A 21,233-nucleotide genomic window follows, 5' to 3' on the forward strand; every position below is an offset into this window, starting at 1 on the left:
AATCAGTGCCGCTGTTCCCGCACCGGGGGCGCCTGACCGGCCGGCGGCGGAGCCGGGTACCACTCCTGCGGCTCCGGCCAGACGAAGCCCGGCGGGATCGAGTACGTCTCGAAGGTCGTGCCGGTGGCCGCCTCGGTGTCGAAGAACGCGAACGCGTTGGCGTCCATGAACCGGCCCGACTGGATTTCTGGGAACCCCCGATGCTCGAACTCGGCCGCGCGCTGTTCCCAGGGCCTCTCCTCGCAATCGAAGGCGACGTGCTGGATGCCTTCGCCGTGGGCGTCGAGGAACTCCTGGAAGATCGACGGACCGTACAGGGGCTCCATGATCTCGACGGCCAGATCGCCGACGTCGGCGAAGCAGACCTTGATCGCGTAGTCGGCGTCGGCGCCGCGGTACGTGCGGCCCGTGACCGTGGCCGAGTCGAAGGTGTACACCCGCCACGGCCCGATGCCGAGCCGCACCAGGCCCTCCATCGTCCGACGATGATCGGTGGTGACGAAGCAGATCTCGATCAGCTTGCCCAGGAAGCCATTCGACAGCGTGGTGGCGCTGAGCACCGTGGGCAGCGAGGTGTCGTCGGTCACGAGCGCGCCTCCCGCCGCGTCAGCAGGAAGTACAGGCCGCCGGCGACGAGACTGCCGGACAGCCAGGAGAAGTCGGTGTTGCCGAGCGCCTTGGCCAACGGGCCCTGCATGAACGGAACCAATCCGTACTGCCACGACCAGCCTGCGATCAGGCCGGCCGCGAGGCTGACCAGTCCGCTGACGTTGAACGCGCGGCCGGGCAGTGCTCGGTCACCCGGGTAGAGCGACGCGACGTCCAGTGACCCGCGCCGGACCACGAAGTAGTCGACGAGCACGATCGCCGCCCACGGGCTGATCCACACCAGGATCGACACCATCCACTGATCGAAGGCATGGGCGAAGCTGTCGGCGTTGACGAACACCGCCAGCACACCCGAGGCGACCAGACCCGCGACCAGGGTGACCTTCCAGCGTGCCGCCCGAACGCCGATCGACAGCGCAGCCAGTGAGCACGAGTACAGGTTGAGGATGTTCGTCGCGATCGGCCCGTGCACGAGGAGCAGCAGCACCGGGATGGCCATGACGCCGAAGGTGCTGACCACCAGGGTGGACGGGTCGCTGCCATGGCCCGCGCTGGCCAGACATGCCCCCAGCGCGGCGAGCCAGACGGTGGGCAGGTACATGCCGAGCGAGGACGACCAGAACACCGCGCGGGTGGAGGCCGTGACCCGGACGAACCTGCTGTAGTCCGACGCATACGGGATCCACGTCAGACCCCAGCCGATGCCGATGGCCGTCAGCAGCTGCGTCACCGCGGTGACCTTGTCGCCGCCGTCCATCGGGGTTCCGGTCAGATTCCAGTTCACGTCAGTGGTCGCCATGGCCATCACGGTCATGATCGCCATCACCGCGACGGTGGCGGGCACGGTGTACTTCTCGAAGCTTCGGATGGCATAGAACCCGTAGAGGGCCAGGCCCAGCTGGACGACCATGATGCCGGCGGCTACGGCGACCTCGAGCCACACCCCGCCGGTGACGCCGAGTTCGGCAAGCATCGCCAGAGCCAGGTCGAGCACCACCCAGGTGTTGACGCCGACCCAGCCCATCGTCAGCGCGAACTGCGCGAGCCCCGGGACGATCGCGCCCTTCGTGCCGAACGGCGCCCGGCCCAGCACCATTTGGTTGACGGCCGTGCGATGACCGATGACGTTGAACACGCCGAACACGGCGCACCCGACGACGTTGCCGAGCACCACCACCAGCAGCGTCTCCACCAGGCTGAGGCCCAGCGTGATGCCGAGTGCACCCAGCACCCAGTTGATGGGCGCGATGTTGGCGCCAGACCAGATCCAGAACAACTCCCACGGCGAACAGTCGCGACTGTCGTCGGGGATCGGGTCGATCCCGTGGGCGTCGAAGGGCACCGCGGCATCTGCCGTGGGGTCGGTCGTGGTCGGTGCGTCGAGCGGACTGGTCGACATCGCGGACTCCTGTCGTTGCTGGCACGATCATCGAAACACCGGCGGAGACGGCGAGTGAGTGGATAAACGTCCACCGTCGCCCTCGTTGACTGGATGATGAGACACGTGCTCACGTTTCGTGCCCTGCTCGACGACGCCGCGCTCGAACTCGACCTCCTGGTGCCGGGCGAACCGGGTGACACCGACCGGGAAGTGTTGTGGCTGCACAACACCGAGCTGCCCGACCCCTCGCCGTACGTCCGCGCCACCGAACTCGTGCTCACCAACGGGTTGTGGCGCGACGTCGCCGGTGCTGCCGCCTTCGTGGATGCACTCCGGCGTGCTCGCGCCTCCGGCTTGATCTTCGGGCTCACCGAGACGACGCCGACGGTGCCGCACGACCTGCTCGACGCGTGCACCGACGCTGGTCTTCCGCTCGCTTCGGTGTCGATCGCCGTGCCGTTCACGGCGATCACGGAGGCGGCCGCTCGCATCCAGGGCGCAGCCCGCCAGGAGGCACTTGCAGGGCTGGTGCGGCGTGGCAACGCGCTGGCGACGGCCATCTCGCGTGGTGGAGGCGCCCAGGGCGTGCTCGACGTGCTGCGCCGCGACCACGATCTGCCGCTGGTCGTGGTCGACAGGATGGGTCGACGACTCGCCGGCGCCGGTGTACATCCCGACTTCGATCAGTCCGCGGCGCACGCGCTCGTACGCAGGCCCCCGCCGCTGGAGGTCGACCTGCCCGACGGCGGCCGCGCGTCGGTGTTCCTGGTCGAGGGCGCGATGGGCGAGGTGGACGCCGGCGTGTTCTGCCTGCGCCCCATGTCCAACCTCACCCCCGAGGAGCAGGGAGCCGTCGATCAGGCGGCACGGTTCCTGAGCCTGGAGGTCACCAAGCAGCAGGCCCTGCAGGCGATCGAGTCGCGGTTCTCCAGCGAACTCCTCGAGATGATCCTCTCGGGTGCTGCGCGGGCCGGCGAGGTCCGGGACAGGCTGCGGGCGTTCGGCATCGACCCCGCCGGTCGGCTAGCCGTCATCACCCTCGTCGTCGGCGACGGCCCACGACGACCGGCTGGGTCGACCGACGAGGTCGAGGACTTCTTCGCCCGGCGGGGCGTTCCGGCGGTGGTCGTCGCAGGCAGCCAGGACACCGTCGTCGTCTTCCCGTGGCACGATGGCGCCGCGGCGATCGTCACACTGGCCGAGGAACTGGTGACCGCCATGGGCACCCGCTTCCCCGAGGACCGAACCGTCATCGGGATAGGTTCGGTGGCAACCGATTCCGCAGCACTACGCGAACCCCTGATCGGTTCGCGGGAGGTGTGCCAAGTGCTGCGCAGACGCGGTACCGGCTCGCGGGTGGGGACCTTCGCCGACATCGGGACGCACCGTATGCTGCTCGGCTTGCACGACCGAACGGTGTTGCGGCGCTTCGCCGATGACCTTCTGGATCCGCTGCGCAACCACGACGGGCAGCACGGGACCGAACTCGAGCGCACGCTGCGGACGTTCCTGAGCAACGACGGACAGTGGTCGACCACCGCCGGCGCCCTCTACGTCCACGTGAACACGCTGCGCAACCGCATCGCCAAGATCGGCGAACTGACCGGACGGGACGTCAGCCGCCTCGAGGACCGCGTCGACCTGTTCCTCGCGATCGAGGCCGACGCGCTGGGCTGAGGATCACCGCGGGTCTCATCGGACGCTGCGCGCAGCTGCCCACTCCCGCGTGTTGGCGATGGTCGCCATTGGCTGAATCATCGCGTGGTCGAACGGATTCAGCTCGTCGCCTACGGCGAGCCGCTCGGGCAGATCCGGGTTGGCCAGTGCGCCGCGTGCGACCGACAAGAGGTCGGCGTGCTCTCCCGCGAGGACGTCGGCCGCCTGTCGGGGATCGTGCATTCCACCGTTGGCCATCACCGGTACGCCACTGACCTCACGGGCCAGCGCCGTGATGGTGCGGCCATCCGAGAGCCGGGCGGTGTCGATGAAGTCTCGACCCTCACTGGCGACGTGCAGATAGTCGACACCGGCTCGAGCCAGCGCAGCGAATATGACCTCGGCGTCGGCAGCACCACCCGGCCAGCGGTAGGTGAAGTCGTTGACCTTGGTCTGCGACAACCGCACCCCGATCGGGACGTCGGCACCGACGCGGTCGCGGATCGCCGCGACGACCTCGGCCGTCAGCCGGATGCGGTTGGCCATGTCGCCGCCGTAGTCGTCGTCGCGCTGGTTGGTGTAGACGGTGAGGAACTGATCCAGCAGGTAGCCGTTGGCGGCATGGACTTCCACGCCGTCGAAGCCCGCGGCCACGGCCCGCACGGCGGCATCGGCGTAACTGGCTATGACGCTGCGGATGTCTTCACCGGTCGCGGCCCGGGGCGTCAGCCAGTGGTCGTGCCCGCCGTACTCCCCGAGCGGCTGTCCGATCGGGGCGACGGCCGATGGTGCGATGGTCCCGGCACCGAAGGAGTTGCCCTGGGACAGCGCGCCTGCGTGCATCAACTGGGCGACGAACGGGGCGCCGTGGGCGTGGACGGCCTCGGTGGCGCCACGCCATGCCTCGACGTGCGCGTCGGTCGCCAGACCGGGCTGGTTCAGGTATCCCTGACTGTGCGCGGTGTCGGTGTAGATGCCCTCGGTGACGATCAACCCGAAGCCGCCGCGCGCGAATTCGGCGTAGTAGTCGGCCATCTCGGTGGTGGCCGTGCCGTCCGGCATGGCCGAGACGCGGGTCATCGGGGCGACGGCGAGCCGGTTGCGCAGCGCCAGGGCGCCGATGCGATGGGGACTCAGAGCGGGGTGTGCGTACTGCATGGTGTCCTCCTGATGGGGCCGGGTGGCTAGGTTCGGGGTGCGACGAATTCGATGGCAAGCGAGGTGGGTCGGTCGCCGTTGATGGGATTGAGGTCCATCGGGCAGGCCGAGACCACGATCACGCAATTCATGTCCGCCTCGAAGGTCACGGCATCGCCGGGCCGGCTCGGCGCGGGTAGCCAACTCAGGTCACCATCGGCGCCGACCGGGATGTTCATGAAGACGTTGACCGGTTGCGGCACGACGGGCGCGGCCATTTTCAACTGCGACAGGGCGATTCGGAGGTTGTCCGCGCACGAGGCGTGCCCGGCTACCCCGAGCGCGTCGTAGCGGGCGGGGTCACAGGCGGCGATGAGCATGTCGTGCGCGCCCGGTGACGTGTCGGCCGTCAGCGTGAGGATCGGCCGTCGGCGGTTGGTCAGGAAGTGCTCCCCGATGCGCGGGAACAGCCTGCTGACCGACGTTCGGGTGTGCGCGGCGGACAGGTATTCGTCGGGGTCGGTGGCCGCGAACGCGAACAGGTCGCCGACCTGGCCGCCCTCGGGGTCGACGAGGCTGAAGCGGTCACCCGCGCGGATGCGGAACGCCAGCCCCTGGCCGGCGGGGATCACCATGGTCGCGGTGTCGTGCGTCAACTCCATGCCCACAGTCAACGTCGCCTTCGCGTGGAGCGCTCATGTCGTTTCGTTCAGTGCCTGTGCGCTTCGATGTACGTTCCTCCATGGCCGGTGGTCTGGGGGCTGGCTAGCCTCGGTGCGATGAAGTCCCCCAACGGCGCAGCCCGGGATGCGGCCGAGCGCGCTCTGACTCGCACCGCGGACGCGGAGGCTCGCTCGACGATGATCACCGTCACCGATGAGCGCGCCCGCCGGGAAGCCGACCGCAGTGACGACCGACGGCGCGACGATGCCCTGCTCGGGCCGCTAGACGGGATCCCGGTGGTGTGGAAGGACCTGTTCGACGTCGCGGGCACCGTCACCACGTGTGGCGCGGCGTCGCTCGCCGACGATCCACCAGCCCGCGCCGACAGTGCGTTGGTGCGACGGTGCGCCTCGCTCGGCATGGTGACCGTCGGCAAGACGAACCTCAGCGAGTTCGCGTTCTCCGGTCTCGGCGTCAACCGGCGCTTCGGCACACCGGTCAACCCGGTAGATCCGGCACTGGTGCCGGGCGGCTCGTCGTCGGGGTCGGCGGTCGCCGTCGCGCTCGGGATCGCGCCCTTCGCGATCGGGACGGACACCTCCGGCTCGGTGCGCGTGCCCGCCGCGTTCAGCGGCTGTGTCGGCTACCGTGCGAGCCGACATCGATACGGCGAACACGACTTTCGGCCGCTCTCCCCCACGCTCGACAGCGTCGGCCTGCTGGCGCGCTCGGTGGAGGACGTCCGCCTGCTGGACCGGCTGCTGATCGGACGCGACGGCCGAGCGCCCGCGGTGCGTCGCGTCGTCGTCCCATCCGGTGAATGGCTCGATGCCTGCACGCCCGCGGTCCGGTCGTCGTTCGAGTCGGCCGTCGAGGCCCTGCGCGAGGGCGGCGTGGACGTCACCGTCGAGCACGTCGAATCGATGGCGATCGCGCAGGACCTCTTCGACGTCCACGGCACGATCGTCGGCGCCGACGCGTACGACACCTACGGCGCGCTGCTGTCGACGTCGGCGGACGTCGAGCCCACGACCGCGCGGCGGCTCGCCCGCAATGCCGATGCGCCACAGTCGGTTCGACCGGTGCGCAGCGCGATGGGCCCGTTGCGGGATCGGTTCGCCGCCGAGTTGGCGGGCGCCGTGCTGCTGTGCCCGACCGTGCGCCACGAACCACCACGCATCGACGACCTCCTCGGTTCCGACGAGGTCTACGACGCCTGCAATGCGAGCACCCTGCGCACCACGATGGTGCTGAGTTACCTCGGTGCGTGCGGGGTGACGGTGCCGACGCTTGGGTCGACGGGCATGTTGGTGTCCGCCCCGGACGGTGCCGACGACGTCGTGTTGGCGGCCGCCGCGGAGATGGAGCGGCTTACCAGGTATCCCAGTGCGTCAGCTGCTCGGCGGGCAGACGCTTGGCCTTCTTGAAGTCGGTGCCCTTGGTGTATGCGACGGGGAACAGCCCGCCCTGGGAGTACTTGTCGAACGGGATGTCCAGCAGGTCGGCGACCTGCTTCTCGCCGTCGCCCAGCAGGTGCAGTGAGGTCCACGCCGAGCCGAGCCCGCGCGACCGCAGGGCCAGCATGAAGCTCCACGCTGCGGGCATCAGCGATCCCCAGAAACCGGCGCTCATTCCCGCGGGCGCGCCGTCGGGTCGACCCTCCAGACACGGGATCATCAGCACGGGCACCTCGTGCAGGTGGTCGCTGAGGAACTTCGCCGAGTCGACGACCATTGGAGTGCGCTCGTCGCGGCTGTCGCCGTACTCGGGCTTGGGGGCGGCGAGATAGGGGTTGGCGGCGATGCGATAGACGTCGGCGATCGCCTTCTTCTTCTCGGGGTCCTCGACGAACATCCACTGCCACCCCTGCGAGTTGGATCCCGTGGGTGCCTGCAGCGCGAGGTCGAGGCATTCGAGGAGGACCTCGCGTGGCACCGGCTTCTCCAGGTCGAGGCGTTTGCGGACCGACCGGGTGGTGGTCAGGAGTTCGTCGACGGTGAGGTTCAGCGGCTCGGAGGAAGTCATGTTTCGGAGACTACCCAGCGTGCCTGGGGGTCACCCCCGGCCATGCTCCCCGGACGCGTCCGCCCTCGCCGAGCGTGCGCGAACTTCGCCCGGCGAGCGGCGTGTCGCCCGCAGACACGCACGCTCGCGGAAAGAGGGCTCACCCACTGGCTCGAGCTCACTGGAAGTCGCGCGACCGCGACGCCACGCGCAGGTCGATGGGTCGCAACTCGTCGGCGACGATGGTCACCGCGCCCGTCGCGTTCTGCACGATGCCGCGGATCACCAGCGCCGACGCCGTCTGCGCCAGCCTGCGGTGACGCCCCCACACCCCGCGCGAGCACATGACGTTGACCATCCCGGTCTCGTCCTCGATGTTCAGGAACGTCACGCCCTGCGCGGTGGCCGGGCGCTGCCGATGGGTCACCGCGCCCGCGATCAACACCCGGGTGCCGTCGCGCACCGAGAGCAGCCGATCGGCGGGCACCACCCCCATCGCCTCGAGCTTCGCCCGCAGGAACTGCACGGGGTGGCTGTCCGGCGACACCCCGGTGGCCCAGACGTCGGCCGCGGTCAGCTCGAGGTGCGTCATGCCGGGCAGCGACGGCACGTGCGACGACGACCCGACTCCGGGCAGCCGGTCCGGCCGCTGACTGGCCGCCGCCCCCGCCGCCCACAACGCCTCACGCCGCTCGATGCCGAAGCAGTTCAACGCACCCGCCGTCGCCAGCGCCTCGGTCTGCGGCACCGACAGCTGCACGCGGCCGGTCAGGTCGACCAGGGACGTGTACGCGCCATCGGCATTTCGTTCCTCGACCATCTGCTCGGCCAAGTCGGACCCGATGTTGCGGACCGCGCCGAGCCCCAGCCGCACCTCCATGCCCGAGTTCTCCAGCGTGGCGTGCGCCAGGCTCGCGTTGACGTCGGGACCGTGCACTAGCACGCCGTGCCGTCTCGCGTCGGCGACCAGCGACTGCGGCGAATAGAAGCCCATCGGCTGCGCGCGGAGCAACGCCGCGCAGAACACCGCCGGATGATGCAGCTTGAACCACGACGAGTAGAACACCAGCGAGGCGAAGCTCAGCGAATGACTTTCGGGGAAGCCGAAGTTCGCGAACGCCTCCAGCTTCTCGTAGATCCGGTCGGCCACGTCGCCGGTGATGCCGTGCCGGGTCCGCATGCCGTCGTAGAACCGGTCCCGCAGGCGTCGCATCTTCTCGGTCGACCGCTTGGAGCCCATCGCCCGGCGCAGCTGGTCGGCCTCGCCCGCGGAGAACCCTGCGCAGTCGACGGCCAACTGCATCAGCTGCTCCTGGAACAGCGGCACGCCCAACGTCTTGTGTAGTGCAGGCTCCATCGACGGGTGGTCGTAGGTGACCGGCTCCTCCCCGTTGCGCCTGCTGATGTACGGGTGCACCGACCCGCCCTGGATGGGGCCGGGGCGGATGAGCGCCACCTCGACCACCAGGTCGTAGAAGACCCGCGGCTTCAACCGCGGCAGCGTGGCCATCTGCGCCCTGGACTCGACCTGGAACACCCCGACCGAGTCGGCGCGCTGCAGCATCTCGTAGACGGCAGGCTCGGACAGGTCCAGCTGCGACAGGTCGACGTCGATGCCCTTGTGCTCGGCGACCAGGTCGATGCAGTAGTGCAGCGCCGAGAGCATCCCGAGCCCCAGCATGTCGAACTTCACCAAACCGATTGCCGCACAATCGTCCTTGTCCCACTGCAGCACGCTGCGGTTCTCCATGCGCGCCCACTCCACCGGACAGACGTCGGCGATGGGCCGATCGCAGATCACCATGCCCCCGGAGTGGATGCCCATGTGCCGGGGCAGATTCTTGACCTGGAGCGCCAGGTCGATCACCGACTCCGGGATGTCCTCGACGTCAGGCGAGTCGGGCAGCCCGTTCCACCGGCTGATGTGCTTGCTCCACGCGTCCTGCTGCCCCTGGGAGTAGCCGAGCGCACGGGCCATGTCGCGCACCGCACTGCGACCGCGGTAGGTGATGACGTTGGCCACCTGCGCGGCGTAGTCGCGGCCGTAGCGTTCGTAGACGTACTGGATCGCCTGCTCCCGCAGATCCGACTCGATGTCGATGTCGATGTCCGGCGGTCCGTCACGCGCCGGCGACAGGAACCGTTCGAACAGCAGGCCGTTGGCCACCGGGTCGACGTTGGTGACGCCGAGGGCGTAGCAGACCGCCGAGTTGGCCGCCGATCCCCTGCCCTGGCAGAGGATGCCGTTGTCCCGGCAGAACCGCGTGATGTCGTCGACCACCAGGAAGTAGCCGGGGAAGTTCAGCCGGGCGATGACCTTCAGCTCGTGCTCGATCTGCGCGTACGCGTGCGGCGCCCGCTCCCGCGGGCCGTACCGTCGCTCGGCACCGGTCATGGTCAACTGCCGCAGCCAGCTGTCCTCGGTGTGTCCCTCGGGCACGTCGAACGGCGGTAACTGGGGTGCGATCAACGCCAGCTTGAACGCACATTGTTCGCCCAGATCGGCTGCTGCCGTGACGATCTCGGGGCAGTGCGAGAACAGGCGGGCCATCTCCTCGCCCGAGCGCAGGTGCGCCCCACCCAGCGGCGCCAACCAGCCCGCCGCCTCGTCCATCGAGTTGCGCGCCCGGATCGCGCCCATCGCCATGGCCAGCCTGCCCCTGGAGGGTTCGGCGAAGTGCGCGGCCGTGGTGGCGACCACGTCGACGCCGAACCGGGGAGCCAACCCGGCCAGGACGGCGTTGCGCTCGTCGTCGAGCGGGTGGCCGTGACGACTGAGTTCGATGCTGACGCGGCCGGCGCCGAAGCGGTCGACCAGGTCGGCGAGCGCCGCCTCGGCCGCCTCCGGTCCGCCCGTCGAAAGCGCCTGCCGGACATGACCCTTGCGACAGCCGGTCAACACGTGCCAGTGCCCGCCCGCCGCCTCGGACAGGCTGTCGTAGTCGTAGCGCGGCTTGCCCTTCTCGCCGCCGGCCAGGTGCGCCTTGGCGATCTCACGCGACAGCCGCCGGTACCCCTCCGGTCCACGGGCCAGGACCAGCAGGTGCGGGCCCGGCGGGTCGGGATCCTCGGTGCGTGGCACGTTCCCGAGCGACAGCTCCGCACCGAACACCGTCGACACGTCGAGTTCCTTGGCAGCCTCGGCGAACCGCACCACGCCGTAGAGCCCATCGTGGTCGGTCAGCGCGATGGCGCGCAGGTCGAGCCGGGCCGCCTCCTCGACCAGTTCCTCGGGCGTGCTGGCGCCGTCGAGGAAGCTGTAGGCGGAGTGGGCGTGCAATTCGGCATACGGGACGGCGGAGGGCCGACGCTTCTCCCCCACCGGCTCGTAGGCGCCGCGCTTGCGCGACCAGGCCGGGCTGTCGCCACCGTCGCCCGTCGGTTCGGCGATGGGCAGGCCCGCCCGGCGTGGCTTGCTGGTGAGGACGCGCTCCATCTCCGTCCACGTCGAAGGTCCATCGTTCCAGCCCACCCTCGAATGTTATCGAACATGCGTTCGATCTTGTAGTGGTGGCGTCGACCCCGCAGGATGGGTCGATGAGTCCACTCCGTCGCACGCTGGGCGTCCTGTTCGCATCGATGACGGCAGCCATCGTCCTAGCCGCACCGGCCTCGGCGGATCCCGACGTCACCATCACCTTCGTCCGGCACGCCGAGTCCGCAGGCAACGCCAGCGGAATCATCGACACCACCGTGCCGGGACCCTCGATCACGCCAAAGGGCGAACGACAGGCAAAGGAGGTCGCAGTCGAGTTGACCCGCACGCCCGACGACGGCATCTACGCCTCGTCGATGATCAGAACCCAGCAGACGGCGCAACCCCTCGCCGACCAACTCGGCCTACCCATCGTCGTACTGGACGGCCTGCGCGAGATCGAGGCGGGCGACCTCGAAGGCCGTCCCGCAATCGCGGCCATCGGTAGCTACTACCAGCCCATCAGGCAGTGGCTGGCGGGCGACCGCACCGCCCGCATCCCCGGCTCCATCGACGGCAACGAATTCGACGCCAGGTTCGACCAGGCCGTCGACGTCGTCTACGGCAGCGGCCAGCAGCAGCCCGTCGTCTACTCCCACGGTGCGGCCATCGCGACCTGGACGCTGCTCAACGTCACCGATCCGCCACTCGAACTCGCCGAGTCCCAGCCGCTGCCGAACACCGGCCGCGTCGTCGTGCGCGGCAACCCGGACGACGGCTGGCGGCTCGTCGAATGGGACGGCACGAAAGTCGAATGACCACGGCGATGAGTTCCACGCCGCAGCCGAGTCGACATCGCCAAGAGGATCAGATTCTGGAGGAGGCACCATGACCGAACAGACCGTGACCGATCGAACCAACACCGCCAAGCCCCCCGTCGTCGACCAGGCGACCTGGAGCACCGCGCTCGAAGACCTGCGCCGTCGTGAGAAGGCCGCCACCCGCGAACTCGACGCCATCGCAGCGCAGCGCCGACGCCTGCCCATGGTCGAACTCCCCGAGTACACGCTCGCAGGCGAGGACGGACCCGTCCGGCTGACCGACGTGTTCGATGGTCGCAGCCAACTGATCACCTATCACCACATGTGGACCGACGGCGCACAGTGGCAGTGTGGCGGGTGCACGGGATTCACCTCGCAGTTCACCCGATTGGACTTCCTCGACGCCTACGACGCCCGCTTCGTCATCGTCACCAACGGTCCGATCGAGGAGGCGTTGGCCTACCGGACCAAGGTCGGCAACCGCATGGACTGGTACTCCTCGGCGGGCAGCTCGTTCGGTGCCGACGTCGACGCCGCACCCGGAGAAGGGTTCGCGGTCAACGTGTTCCTGCGCGACGGCGACACCGTCTACCGCACCTGGCACACCAACGGCCGCGGCACCGAGCAACTGAGCCACACCTTCGCGCTGATCGACCTGCTGCCGTGGGGACGCCAGGAGGAGTGGCAGGACTCCCCCGAGGGCTGGCCGAAGTCGCCGACCTATTCCAAGTGGCTCGACTCCCCCGACGTCGCCGAGCACTACGGCCCGGACGGAGCCGAGCGGTGACCGCACCGACTCAGGATCGCGCGACGTCTCCACCCGGACCATCGCCTGGCTGCCCGGCCATCTAGACGACGCGGGCAGGCACGGACACTGGCGACTGGTGATGGCGATACGACTTGCGGCTCCAACGGTTCCGGCACGGACGTCGTCGGGTGAGCTAGCCGTTCAGCAGCTCTTCGACGCGCTTGGCTCCGGTATGCCCAGGCGCGACGCCCTCCACCAGTGCGGTGATCGACGACGAATTGTTTACTCGCAGCGGCAGTATGCGTTGATAGCCGGGTGACTCGTACCACCGCGTCGCGGCGTCGGCGTCGGGGAACCGGATCATCACCAGCGTTCCGTCCCACTCGCCCTCCACGGCGGTCATGCGGCCACCGTGGACGATGAACTCGCCCCCGAAAGGCGTGAGCGTGGCGTCGATCTCCCGCATGTAGCGGATGATTTCCTCGTTGAAGTCGACGTCGCGCAGGTAGGCCACCGCGTAGGCGGGCACGGAATTGGTCATGACTCCATGGTCGCCCGCGCGGCGTCCGAAATCGATTACCCGGGAGGTAATCGCGTCAGTCCACATACTCCGCGGTGCCGTCGTCGAGTACCAGGCGAGCATTGGAGCCGTCGGGCTCGGCGGCTTCGGTGCGGTACACGGCGTGACCGGGTTCGGTGCGCCACACCGACGTCGTCAGGGTCTCGCCCGGGAACACCGGCGAGGTGAATCGCGCGCCGACGGCCCGGATCCTGGTCGCGTCGCCGCCGCCCAGTTCGGCGACCAGCACGCGGCCCGCGACACCGTAGGTGCACAGGCCGTGCAGGATCGGCTTCGGGAAGCCCGCGAGGTTCTGCGCGAACCAAGGGTCGCTGTGCAGCGGGTTGCGGTCACCTGAGAGCCGGTAGATCAGCGGCTGGTCCTCGGTGGTGGGCAGCGGCACCTTCGCGTCGGGCTCGCGGTCGGGGAACACGGGGGCGGCGGGCCGGTCGCCCGGCTGCCCGCCGAAGCCGCCCTCGCCGCGGATCACGGCAGTGGACCACGACTCGGCGACGACCTCGCCGGTCTCGGGGTCGGTGCCGGTGCCCTTCAGGACGAGGATCGCGTTCTTGCCGTCACCCTTGTCCTGGATGTCGGCGACCTCGGAGGTGACGTCGAGCGCCCCGGCGGGTGGCAGCGGCGCGTGCAGGCGGATCCGCTGGCTGCCGTGCAGCAGCATCGCCCAGTTGAAGGAGCCCACGTGCGCGGCGGCACCCCATGCCGGACAGGCGATCACGGCATAGGTGGGCAGGACCTGCTGCTCGATGTCGTGACTGTTCTCGGTCGTGAACGCCAGATCGTTGGTGCCTGCCCCGACGCCAAGCGCGTACAGGAGCGTTTCGCGGTCGGTCCACGAGAAGCGCTGCGGATCGGTCTTGGCTCCGATGGCGTCCGGATTGATCGGCATGAGATGTCTCCCTGTGGGCGAAGGCGTTCAGACGGGCTCGTGACGGACAGTAGCCGACGGGCACGAGAGGGCATTGACGTTCCGGGCGCCGAGGACGACCATGAGCCGGATGCGCTATGTCGTTACCGGCGGTACCGGGTTCATTGGTCGCCGTGTCGTGTCCAAGATCTTGTCCTCCGCGAGCCCCTCGGGTGACGCCCCACAGGTGTGGGTGCTGGTGCGACGCGAGTCGCTCGGGCGCTTCGAGCAGCTCGCCGAGCAGTGGGGCGACGGCGCGAAACCGCTGGTGGGCGACCTGACCACGCCGGGCCTCGGGCTCAGCGACCAGACGCTGGCCGACGTCGGGCGGGTCGACCACGTCGTGCACTGCGCGGCGATCTACGACGTCACCGCCGACGACGCCCAGCAGCGGGCCACCAACGTCGACGGCACCCGCGCGGTCGCAGACCTCGCGTCACGCCTGGACGCAACCCTGCACCACGTCTCCTCCATCGCGGTCGCGGGTGACTTCCGCGGCGAGTACACCGAGGAGGACTTCGACGTCTCGCAGAACCTGCCCACCGCCTACCACCAGACGAAGTTCGAGGCGGAACTGCTGGTGCGCTCGACGCCCGGATTGCGGTACCGCGTGTACCGCCCCGGCGTCGTCGTCGGGGACTCCCGCACCGGCGAGATGGACAAGGTCGACGGCCCCTACTACTTCTTCGGTGTGCTGGCGCGGCTGGCGAAGTTACCGTCGTTGACGCCGGTGCTGCTGCCCGACGTCGGCCGCACCAACATCGTGCCCGTCGACTTCGTCGTCGACGCATTGGTCGCGCTGATGCACGCCGAGGGCCGCGACGGGCAGACGTTCCACCTCACCGCCCGCACGACGACCGGACTCCGTGGCATCTACCGCGGCATCGCCAAGGAGGCCGGGCTCCCCCCGCTGCGGGGAGCATTGCCGCGCGCCACCGCCGCCCCATTCATGAACGCGTCCGGCGCAGCGAAGGTGCTGCGCAACATGGCCGCAACGCAGCTGGGCGTCCCCGGCGAGGTGCTCGACGTCGTCGAACTCGCACCGACTTTCGCCTCCGAGCACACATCGGAGGCGTTGCAGGACAGCGGAATCACGGCCCCCGAATTCGCCGACTATGCACCCCGCCTCTGGCGGTACTGGGCCGAGCACCTGGACCCCGACCGGGCCCGCCGCGACCATCCCGCCGGCCCGCTGGTCGGCAGGCACGTAATCATCACCGGCGCCTCGAGCGGCATCGGTCGCGCCTCGGCCATCGCCGTCGCAGAGCGCGGAGCCACCGTGTTCGCCCTGGCGCGCAGCGCCGACGCACTCGACGACCTGGTGGCCGAGATCCGCGAGAAGGGCGGTCGCGCCTACGCATTCACCTGTGATGTCACCGATTCGTCATCGGTCGATCACACCGTCAAGGACATCCTGGGCCGCTTCGGTCACGTCGACTACCTGGTGAACAACGCCGGTCGGTCCATCCGCAGATCGGTGAGCGCGTCCACCGACCGACTGCACGACTACGAGCGCGTCATGGCGGTGAACTACTTCGGCGCCGTGCGAATGGTGCTGGCACTGTTGCCGCACTGGCGGGAGCGCCGGTTCGGCCACGTGGTCAACGTCTCGAGTGCGGGCGTGCAGGCCAACAGCCCGAAGTACAGCGCCTACGTTCCGACCAAGGCCGCGCTCGACGCGTTCGCCGACGTCGTGGGCACCGAAACGCTCTCGGACCACGTGACTTTCACCAACATCCATATGCCGCTGGTGAAGACGCCGATGATCGCCCCGTCGCGCCAACTCAATCCGATGCCGGCCATCACCGCCGAACACGCCGCGGCAATGGTGGTGCGCGGACTCGTCGACAAGCCTGCACGGATCGACACCCCGGTCGGGACGCTGGCCGATCTCGGAACCTACGTCGTCCCGAAGTTGTCCCGCCGCATACTGCACCAGCTCTACCTCGGGTATCCGGACTCCCCCGCGGCCCGTGGGGAGAGCCCCGCGGCGCAGGTGGTGCGACGGTCGAGGCGGCCCGCCCGGCCCACCGTTCCCCAGGTGCGCCTGCCCGGTGCGATCAGGCGGCCCGTCACGCGGGCGGTGCGACTGGTCCCCGGCGTGCACTGGTGACTCCGTCGCCCCTATCGTTGGCGGCGTGACGGAGGCCGAGGCTGTACCCGTGTTCGCCGACGTGGACACCGGCGTCGACGACGCCATGGCGCTCGCCTATCTGTTCGCGAGTGCCGACGCCGACGTGGTGGGCATCGCCTCCACGGCGGGCAACGTGCCCGTCGATCAGGTGTGCACCAACAACTTCGGGCTGCTCGAACTGTGCGGTCGCACGGGTATACCCGTGTCCAGGGGGGCCGACGGGCCGCTGTCCATCCCGTTGCGCACCGCCGAGGACACCCACGGTCCGGAGGGGCTCGGGTATGCCCGGTTGCCTCCTGCCGACGGACGATTGACCGACTACGACGCGGCGCAGGCGTGGGTGCGCGCGGCGCGTGAGCATCCCGGGGAACTCGTCGGCCTCGCCGTGGGCCCGCTGACGAACCTCGCGCTGGCGATGCGCATCGAGCCCGCTCTGCCGCGGCTGCTGCGGCGTCTGGTGATCATGGGCGGCGCCTTCGGCTACCGCGGAAATACCACGCCGGTGTCGGAGTGGAACGTCAACGTGGACCCCGAGGCAGCGTCGGAGGTCTTCAACGTGTGGGGCGCGGCGTGGGGTCTGGAGAAGCCCTCGCACCTGCCGATCGTGTTGGGCCTCAACCTCACCGAGCACGCCGCGATGACACCGTCGACACTCGGGCGCCTCGCGGCCGCAGCCGGGTCGTCGACCACGCCGATGAGCGTGCTCGACGACCGCGGCACGCGATCGGCCGCCGCCAATCCCCTGATCCGCGTCCTCGAGGATGCGATGCGGTTCTACTTCGAGTTCCACTTCGATCAGGGCGAGGGATACCTCGCACACCTGCACGATCCACTGGCCGCCGCGGTGGCGCTCGATCCCGACCTGGTGCGCTACCGGCAGGCGACGGTCGACGTCGAGCTGACCGGCACGCTGACCCGCGGTATGACGGTGGCCGATTGGTCCGGCGCGTGGGGGCGTTACCCCAACGCGCACATCGGCGTCGAGGTCGATCCCGAGGCGTTCTTCGACCGCTTCATCGCCCGGGTGGGGCCGTTCGCGGCGCGCCTCGTCTCCTAGTCGTCGCCGACGGTGAGCGTCACCTCGATGTTGCCGCGGGTGGCGTTCGAGTAGGGGCACACCTGGTGCGCCTTCTCGGCCAGCGCCTGCGCCGCGTCGTGATCGAGGTTGGGCAGGGTGATCTCCAGCTCGACGGCAAGGCCAAAACCGCCGCCATTGATCTGGCCGAGCGAAACCCGTGCTCCCACTGCGGAATCGGAGACGTCGGCCTTCTCCTGGCGGGCGACCAGTCGCAGCGCCGAGTGGAAGCAGGCGGCGTAGCCGACGGCGAACAGCTGCTCGGGGTTGGTGCCGTTGCCGCTGCCACCGAGTTCGGTGGGCGTAGCCAGGTCGAGATCGAGGCGTCCGTCGGAGGTGCGGCCGTGGCCGTCCCTGCCCTCGCCGGTGGCCAGTGCCTCTGCGGTGTAGAGAGTCTTCACGAGTCTTTCCTTCCTTCGGATGCGCTGAGCGCATCGGTGAGTCGACGGACCGCGTCGCGCAAGTCCTCGGCGTCTCGAGCGGTCATGCCGGTCGCGGAGAACAGCTGCTCCGGAATGCACTCGGCCCGGCCTGAGAGCCGACGGCCCTCGGGGGTGAGGGTGACCTCGACGACGCGCTCGTCCTCGCGTGACCGCTGCCTGCTGATGAGACCGCCGGCCTCCAGGCGCTTCAACAACGGGGACAGCGTGCCCGAGTCGAGGTGCAGCCGGTCACCGAGATGCCGGACGGTGACCTGCTCCTCCTCCCACAGCACCAGCATCACGAGGTACTGCGGGTAGGTGAGGTTCAGTTCGGCCAGGATCGGCCGGTAGGCGGCGGTCATCGCGCGCGATGCCGAGTACAGCGCGAAGCACAACTGATCATCGATTCCGACCACCGCCATGCCAGAGACAGTAGTCCACAATTCAATTGTGTACAATCAATGTGTCGTCGATCTCATTCGTAGACCCCTTCGAGGTACCACCTCCGCTGCCGGTAGCACAGCAGCATCGCGCATCCCGGACCTGCCTCCGACGGCGCCTCGAGCAGCACCTGCATGCGCGCGGTCCGCCCGGGACCCACCTGCCGGGTCGAGGAATGCCCGCCGTCCCACCATCTTTCGTCGACCGGCCACGGCCCTGCCCACCAGCTCACCGTGCCCACCCGCGCGCCGCGATCGACCCCTGCCGTGGGAAGCAATGCAGCCACCAGCGGGGTGGGCGACTCCGCCACCCGAAGACGCGCCGGATCCGTGGAGAGCATCCCGCGACTGGTCACCCGCACCGGCGTGCCGTCGACGTCGAGCACCTCCACCGGATCGTCGAGCAGCACCGTCGGCGACGGATCCGGCAGCTGCCCCGGCCACGGCTGCGTAGGATCGGCCCGCGGCACCGGTTCGTCGCCCAGCGGGGTGAAGGAGATGCGTTCGGCCGGTCCGCGCCCACCACTGAGCACCGGCACCCGCACCGCTTCCGGCCCCAGCAGACCCTGCACCCGCACCAGTGCCCGGCGAGCCCGCAGCCTGTCCTCGTCCCCGGAGGATCCCCACAGCGGCAGCTGCAACGCCGAGGACGACACCACCTCCACCGGGTGCAGACGCAGCATGGTGATGGGCGCGGTCGGCCGGTCTTGCATGCGCCGGTTCAGCCAGCCGTCCAGCTGCCAGCGCACGCGGTCGGCCGTGGCGTCCTCGGTGAGCGGTTCCGCGCACCGCCAGACCCGTTGCAGTTCTTCGCCGTTCTCGGTGACGGCGTGAATGGCCAGCCGGGTGCAGCCGATGCCCGCCGCCTCCAGGCTGCGGTGCAGTTCAGCGGCCAGCGACCGGCCGGCGAACGCCGCCGCGTCGACCCGCTCCACCGGTGGATCGCACGTGCGCACGGCGTCGAGGTCCAGCGGCGGCTCCCTGCCCGACGGCCCACGCGAGGACTCGCCGCGGGCGAACCGGTGTGCGGCCACGGCGTCCGCACCGAAGCGGGACGCCACGTCGGTGCGGGACAACTCGGCGAACTGACCGACCGTTCGAATGCCCATGCGCCACAACAGGTCCGCCAACTCGTCGCGGTGAGGATCGGCCAGGCTCGGCTCGGCGGCCAACTGGCGGATGGACAGCGGCGCCAGGAACCGGGCGTCCTCCCCCGGTTCGACGATCCGGCCCGCCCGCGCCGCGAACACCGCGGTGGCCAGCTGATTGGCGACACCGACCTGACACTCCGCCCCGGCAGCCGCCACGGCGTCGACGAGCCGCTCGGCCGCGCCCTGCTCCGAACCGAAGTAGCGGGCCGCCCCGCGGACCGACAGCACCAACAGCCCCGGCCTCAACACCTCGGCGCGGGGCACCACCTCGTCCACCGCCGCCGTCACGCCCTCGAAGTGCCGCGCGTCGCGCGCCGGGTCGGCGGCCGCGACGTGCAACTGCGGACACCGCGCCTGCGCCTCCCGTCGCCGCAACCCGCGGCGCACCCCGGCCGCGCGCGCCGCGGCCGAGCAGGCCACCACGCGGTTGGCCAGCGTCACGGCCACCGGCTCGGTCGGCGGCAGACCCGCCGCCGCAGCAGCCGCCACGGCAGGCCAGTCCATGCACCAGATCGCCAGCACCCGGGTGGTCCTGACGGTGGCCGACCGGGTGGTGGCCGACCGGGTGGTGGCCGAGCCCGTCACGTCACCCGCCCACGGCGCGAAGCGGATCACTCGCCCGGCCGCGGCCACGCATGGCCAGCCGCACGCGGCTGATCCGGCCGCATCCCGGTATCGGCGCCCCCACCCCCGCACCCGTCACGTCGAAGCCGCAGACCCTGGCCTCCAGCCGGGCCGACGCACCCGGCCAGTCACCATTGGAGACCAGCAGGGTGCACTGCTTCTGCCTGGCACGCGCCGTCACCGCCCGCGCCCTGGTCGGCGCGACGGACCGTCCACCCAGGTTCAGCACCACCAGATCCAGGCCGTCCATCAGGACGGCGGCGACCTCGACCGGATCGGTGCCCGGATCGGGGATGACCGCAAGCCTGCTCAGGTCGGCGCCCATCTCCACCGCCGCCAGTAGTCCGACGTCGGGCATGCCGACGATCGCCGCATGCCCGCCTTCCGACGTCACCGCGGCCACCATCGCGAGCAGAAGCGACCGCGCCCCCGACAGCACCGCCACCGCTCCCTTGGGCAACCCCTTCGGAAGCAGATCCGCCAGCGATTCCGGCACCGGCAGCAAAGTCTCGGAGTCGGGCAGCAGCGCCTGTCGGGGCGTCGCGGTAGGCTGCGGCGAAGCCGTGCCCGCAGCCCCCTTTCCGGACATCGCTGCCATCTTGCGGCGCAGCTGTTCTACCTGCTCAGAGCGGTCGGAGCGGTGGTGACGCAGACCCGTAGCACTGGTCACAGAAGCACCTCCCGCAACATCTGAATCAGGCGTTCAATCGAACACTTGTTCGATACGTCGAGTAAACACTCACCCTCCGACAACCGTCAAGCGGATGAGGCTCGAGCGAGGGCCGCCCGGGCGTGTCGAACCGGCGGGCGTGGTCGCCCCTCTCCCGGGGCACTCCGCCCGTGCCCGCCGGCCCTTCCCCGGGTCGCTCCGCTCCTGCCCGCCGGCCCCCGACGAGAGCGTCCCGGAATGACCATGCGGCGATTTGCCTCGTCGGTTAGAGTCAAGATCGCCAGAACCCACTTCGGGATGGGGCTGGTGTACGGGCCATGAACCGCAGGCAGAGGGACTCTCTCGGGTCCTCGAAACCGAACCACGGACCGTGCGGGATCGCGCTGCGATCCGCCGAAGATCACGTGTTCGCTACTCGGGGATAGTCAAAGGACAGCATCATGAAGTCGAATCGTCTGGCTCGTCGCATCGCGGCGGCCGTGGGCGGAACCGCGATCGTTGCCATGGTCGGCTTGACTGCCGCCTGTGGTACCGACGAGGAAGAATCCCCCGAAACCACGACCACCACCACCACTGAGACGTCGGCCCCTTCGGTGTCACCCACCGAGAAGTCGATCAACCCCACTGGCGGAAACCTCTTCACACCGTCGATCAAGGCGCCCCCGGCGCCGACCGCCATTCCTGGCGACAACTGACATCGCGCAGCCTCGGGAGCGTTGACCGGCCCACCACCCCGTCACCGGGGCCGGTGGGCCGCGTCGGCGGCTCCCGAGGTACTGCGGCAGTTCGACTCACGTGA

The 21,233-nt window shown here is 69.5% G+C and carries 19 protein-coding genes; 7 read left to right on the forward strand and 12 right to left on the reverse strand.

Going from position 1 to position 21,233, the window contains the following annotated elements; genetic code table 11:
- Window positions 1–2: 2 nt before the first annotated feature.
- Window positions 3–587, reverse strand: coding sequence for a VOC family protein (locus tag LOK44_RS09945; protein ID WP_237569853.1), 585 nt, complete (start codon window positions 585–587; stop codon window positions 3–5).
- On the reverse strand, window positions 584–2,008 hold the full coding sequence (locus LOK44_RS09950; protein ID WP_237569854.1) for a cytosine permease: 1,425 nt from the start codon (window positions 2,006–2,008) through the stop codon (window positions 584–586). Before LOK44_RS09950 ends, LOK44_RS09945 begins: the two co-directional genes overlap by 4 nt.
- 96 nt (window positions 2,009–2,104) lie before the next feature.
- On the opposite strand from LOK44_RS09950, the gene LOK44_RS09955 reads away from it, so the two are divergent.
- The gene (locus tag LOK44_RS09955; RefSeq protein WP_237570566.1) at window positions 2,105–3,667 is read left to right on the forward strand and encodes a PucR family transcriptional regulator; all 1,563 of its coding nucleotides are present in this window, start codon (window positions 2,105–2,107) and stop codon (window positions 3,665–3,667) included.
- Window positions 3,668–3,682: 15 nt separating this feature from the next.
- Here LOK44_RS09955 and LOK44_RS09960 read toward each other — a convergent pair whose 3' ends face one another.
- Window positions 3,683–4,804 carry an oxidoreductase gene (locus tag LOK44_RS09960; RefSeq protein WP_237569855.1) on the reverse strand — a complete coding sequence of 374 codons (1,122 nt, stop codon included), beginning with the start codon at window positions 4,802–4,804 and terminating at the stop codon, window positions 3,683–3,685.
- Window positions 4,805–4,830: 26 nt separating this feature from the next.
- The gene (locus LOK44_RS09965) at window positions 4,831–5,445 is read right to left on the reverse strand and encodes a DUF1989 domain-containing protein (RefSeq protein ID WP_237569856.1); all 615 of its coding nucleotides are present in this window, start codon (window positions 5,443–5,445) and stop codon (window positions 4,831–4,833) included.
- A 117-nt stretch (window positions 5,446–5,562) separates the two neighbouring features.
- Between LOK44_RS09965 and LOK44_RS09970 the strand changes: the two genes are divergently transcribed.
- A complete protein-coding gene (locus tag LOK44_RS09970) occupies window positions 5,563–6,873 on the forward strand; it encodes an amidase family protein (protein WP_237569857.1) in 1,311 nt (436 codons plus the stop codon).
- Here LOK44_RS09970 and LOK44_RS09975 read toward each other — a convergent pair.
- Together LOK44_RS09975 and LOK44_RS09980 are read right to left on the reverse strand one after the other, a co-directional pair.
- Window positions 6,818–7,471 carry a nitroreductase family protein gene (locus LOK44_RS09975; protein WP_237569858.1) on the reverse strand — a complete coding sequence of 218 codons (654 nt, stop codon included), beginning with the start codon at window positions 7,469–7,471 and terminating at the stop codon, window positions 6,818–6,820. The two genes, LOK44_RS09970 and LOK44_RS09975, sit on opposite strands and share 56 nt — an antisense overlap.
- Before the next feature lie 157 nt (window positions 7,472–7,628).
- Window positions 7,629–10,922, reverse strand: coding sequence for an error-prone DNA polymerase (locus LOK44_RS09980; protein ID WP_237569859.1), 3,294 nt, complete (start codon window positions 10,920–10,922; stop codon window positions 7,629–7,631).
- A gap of 65 nt (window positions 10,923–10,987) precedes the next feature.
- Here LOK44_RS09980 and LOK44_RS09985 point away from each other — a divergent pair, with 65 nt between their 5' ends.
- Window positions 10,988–11,683, forward strand: coding sequence for a histidine phosphatase family protein (locus LOK44_RS09985; RefSeq protein WP_237569860.1), 696 nt, complete (start codon window positions 10,988–10,990; stop codon window positions 11,681–11,683).
- 70 nt (window positions 11,684–11,753) lie between these two features.
- A complete protein-coding gene (locus tag LOK44_RS09990) occupies window positions 11,754–12,473 on the forward strand; it encodes a DUF899 domain-containing protein (protein ID WP_237569861.1) in 720 nt (239 codons plus the stop codon).
- A gap of 154 nt (window positions 12,474–12,627) precedes the next feature.
- Here LOK44_RS09990 and LOK44_RS09995 read toward each other — a convergent pair whose 3' ends face one another.
- A complete protein-coding gene (locus LOK44_RS09995) occupies window positions 12,628–12,975 on the reverse strand; it encodes a DUF1330 domain-containing protein (protein ID WP_237569862.1) in 348 nt (115 codons plus the stop codon).
- A gap of 55 nt (window positions 12,976–13,030) precedes the next feature.
- Entirely contained in the window at window positions 13,031–13,900 is an 870-nt protein-coding gene (locus LOK44_RS10000) for a MaoC family dehydratase (RefSeq protein WP_237569863.1), read from the reverse strand.
- Window positions 13,901–14,009: 109 nt separating this feature from the next.
- On the opposite strand from LOK44_RS10000, the gene LOK44_RS10005 reads away from it, so the two are divergent.
- Together LOK44_RS10005 and LOK44_RS10010 are read left to right on the forward strand one after the other, a co-directional pair.
- The gene (locus LOK44_RS10005) at window positions 14,010–16,031 is read left to right on the forward strand and encodes an SDR family oxidoreductase (RefSeq protein WP_237569864.1); all 2,022 of its coding nucleotides are present in this window, start codon (window positions 14,010–14,012) and stop codon (window positions 16,029–16,031) included.
- A 25-nt stretch (window positions 16,032–16,056) separates the two neighbouring features.
- Window positions 16,057–17,109, forward strand: coding sequence for a nucleoside hydrolase (locus LOK44_RS10010; RefSeq protein WP_308192727.1), 1,053 nt, complete (start codon window positions 16,057–16,059; stop codon window positions 17,107–17,109).
- Here LOK44_RS10010 and LOK44_RS10015 read toward each other — a convergent pair.
- From LOK44_RS10015 to imuA', 4 genes are all read right to left on the reverse strand, one after another.
- Window positions 17,106–17,528, reverse strand: a complete 423-nt coding sequence (locus tag LOK44_RS10015) for an organic hydroperoxide resistance protein (RefSeq protein WP_237569865.1) — start codon at window positions 17,526–17,528, stop codon at window positions 17,106–17,108. The two genes, LOK44_RS10010 and LOK44_RS10015, sit on opposite strands and share 4 nt — an antisense overlap.
- Window positions 17,525–17,971: a MarR family winged helix-turn-helix transcriptional regulator gene (locus LOK44_RS10020; RefSeq protein WP_237569866.1), complete on the reverse strand. Its 447-nt coding sequence runs from the start codon at window positions 17,969–17,971 to the stop codon at window positions 17,525–17,527. Before LOK44_RS10020 ends, LOK44_RS10015 begins: the two co-directional genes overlap by 4 nt.
- Window positions 17,972–18,024: 53 nt before the next feature.
- The gene (locus LOK44_RS10025; protein ID WP_237570568.1) at window positions 18,025–19,644 is read right to left on the reverse strand and encodes a DNA polymerase Y family protein; all 1,620 of its coding nucleotides are present in this window, start codon (window positions 19,642–19,644) and stop codon (window positions 18,025–18,027) included.
- An 82-nt stretch (window positions 19,645–19,726) separates the two neighbouring features.
- Window positions 19,727–20,434, reverse strand: a complete 708-nt coding sequence (imuA', locus tag LOK44_RS10030) for a DnaE2-dependent mutagenesis accessory factor ImuA' (protein ID WP_237569867.1) — start codon at window positions 20,432–20,434, stop codon at window positions 19,727–19,729.
- A gap of 440 nt (window positions 20,435–20,874) precedes the next feature.
- Here imuA' and LOK44_RS10035 point away from each other — a divergent pair, with 440 nt between their 5' ends.
- Window positions 20,875–21,129 carry a hypothetical protein gene (locus tag LOK44_RS10035; RefSeq protein WP_237569868.1) on the forward strand — a complete coding sequence of 85 codons (255 nt, stop codon included), beginning with the start codon at window positions 20,875–20,877 and terminating at the stop codon, window positions 21,127–21,129.
- The last annotated feature ends 104 nt before the right edge of the window (window positions 21,130–21,233 follow it).

Source organism: Mycolicibacterium lacusdiani (genome assembly GCF_021916785.1).
GTDB lineage: Bacteria > Actinomycetota > Actinomycetes > Mycobacteriales > Mycobacteriaceae > Mycobacterium > Mycobacterium lacusdiani.

Excerpts from the sequence above, each read along its gene's own strand:
- LOK44_RS09970 (WP_237569857.1), top strand. The coding sequence starts at position 5,563 with ATGAAGTCCCCCAACGGCGCAGCCCGGGATGCGGCCGAGCGCGCTCTG.
- LOK44_RS09975 (WP_237569858.1), bottom strand. The coding sequence starts at position 7,471 with ATGACTTCCTCCGAGCCGCTGAACCTCACCGTCGACGAACTCCTGACC.
- LOK44_RS09965 (WP_237569856.1), bottom strand. The coding sequence starts at position 5,445 with ATGGAGTTGACGCACGACACCGCGACCATGGTGATCCCCGCCGGCCAG.
- LOK44_RS10005 (WP_237569864.1), top strand. The coding sequence starts at position 14,010 with ATGCGCTATGTCGTTACCGGCGGTACCGGGTTCATTGGTCGCCGTGTC.
- LOK44_RS09985 (WP_237569860.1), top strand. The coding sequence starts at position 10,988 with ATGAGTCCACTCCGTCGCACGCTGGGCGTCCTGTTCGCATCGATGACG.
- LOK44_RS10035 (WP_237569868.1), top strand. The coding sequence starts at position 20,875 with ATGAAGTCGAATCGTCTGGCTCGTCGCATCGCGGCGGCCGTGGGCGGA.
- LOK44_RS10020 (WP_237569866.1), bottom strand. The coding sequence starts at position 17,971 with ATGGCGGTGGTCGGAATCGATGATCAGTTGTGCTTCGCGCTGTACTCG.
- LOK44_RS09955 (WP_237570566.1), top strand. The coding sequence starts at position 2,105 with ATGAGACACGTGCTCACGTTTCGTGCCCTGCTCGACGACGCCGCGCTC.
- LOK44_RS09950 (WP_237569854.1), bottom strand. The coding sequence starts at position 2,008 with ATGTCGACCAGTCCGCTCGACGCACCGACCACGACCGACCCCACGGCA.
- LOK44_RS10000 (WP_237569863.1), bottom strand. The coding sequence starts at position 13,900 with ATGCCGATCAATCCGGACGCCATCGGAGCCAAGACCGATCCGCAGCGC.
- LOK44_RS09995 (WP_237569862.1), bottom strand. The coding sequence starts at position 12,975 with ATGACCAATTCCGTGCCCGCCTACGCGGTGGCCTACCTGCGCGACGTC.
- LOK44_RS10025 (WP_237570568.1), bottom strand. The coding sequence starts at position 19,644 with ATGGACTGGCCTGCCGTGGCGGCTGCTGCGGCGGCGGGTCTGCCGCCG.
- LOK44_RS09960 (WP_237569855.1), bottom strand. The coding sequence starts at position 4,804 with ATGCAGTACGCACACCCCGCTCTGAGTCCCCATCGCATCGGCGCCCTG.
- LOK44_RS09990 (WP_237569861.1), top strand. The coding sequence starts at position 11,754 with ATGACCGAACAGACCGTGACCGATCGAACCAACACCGCCAAGCCCCCC.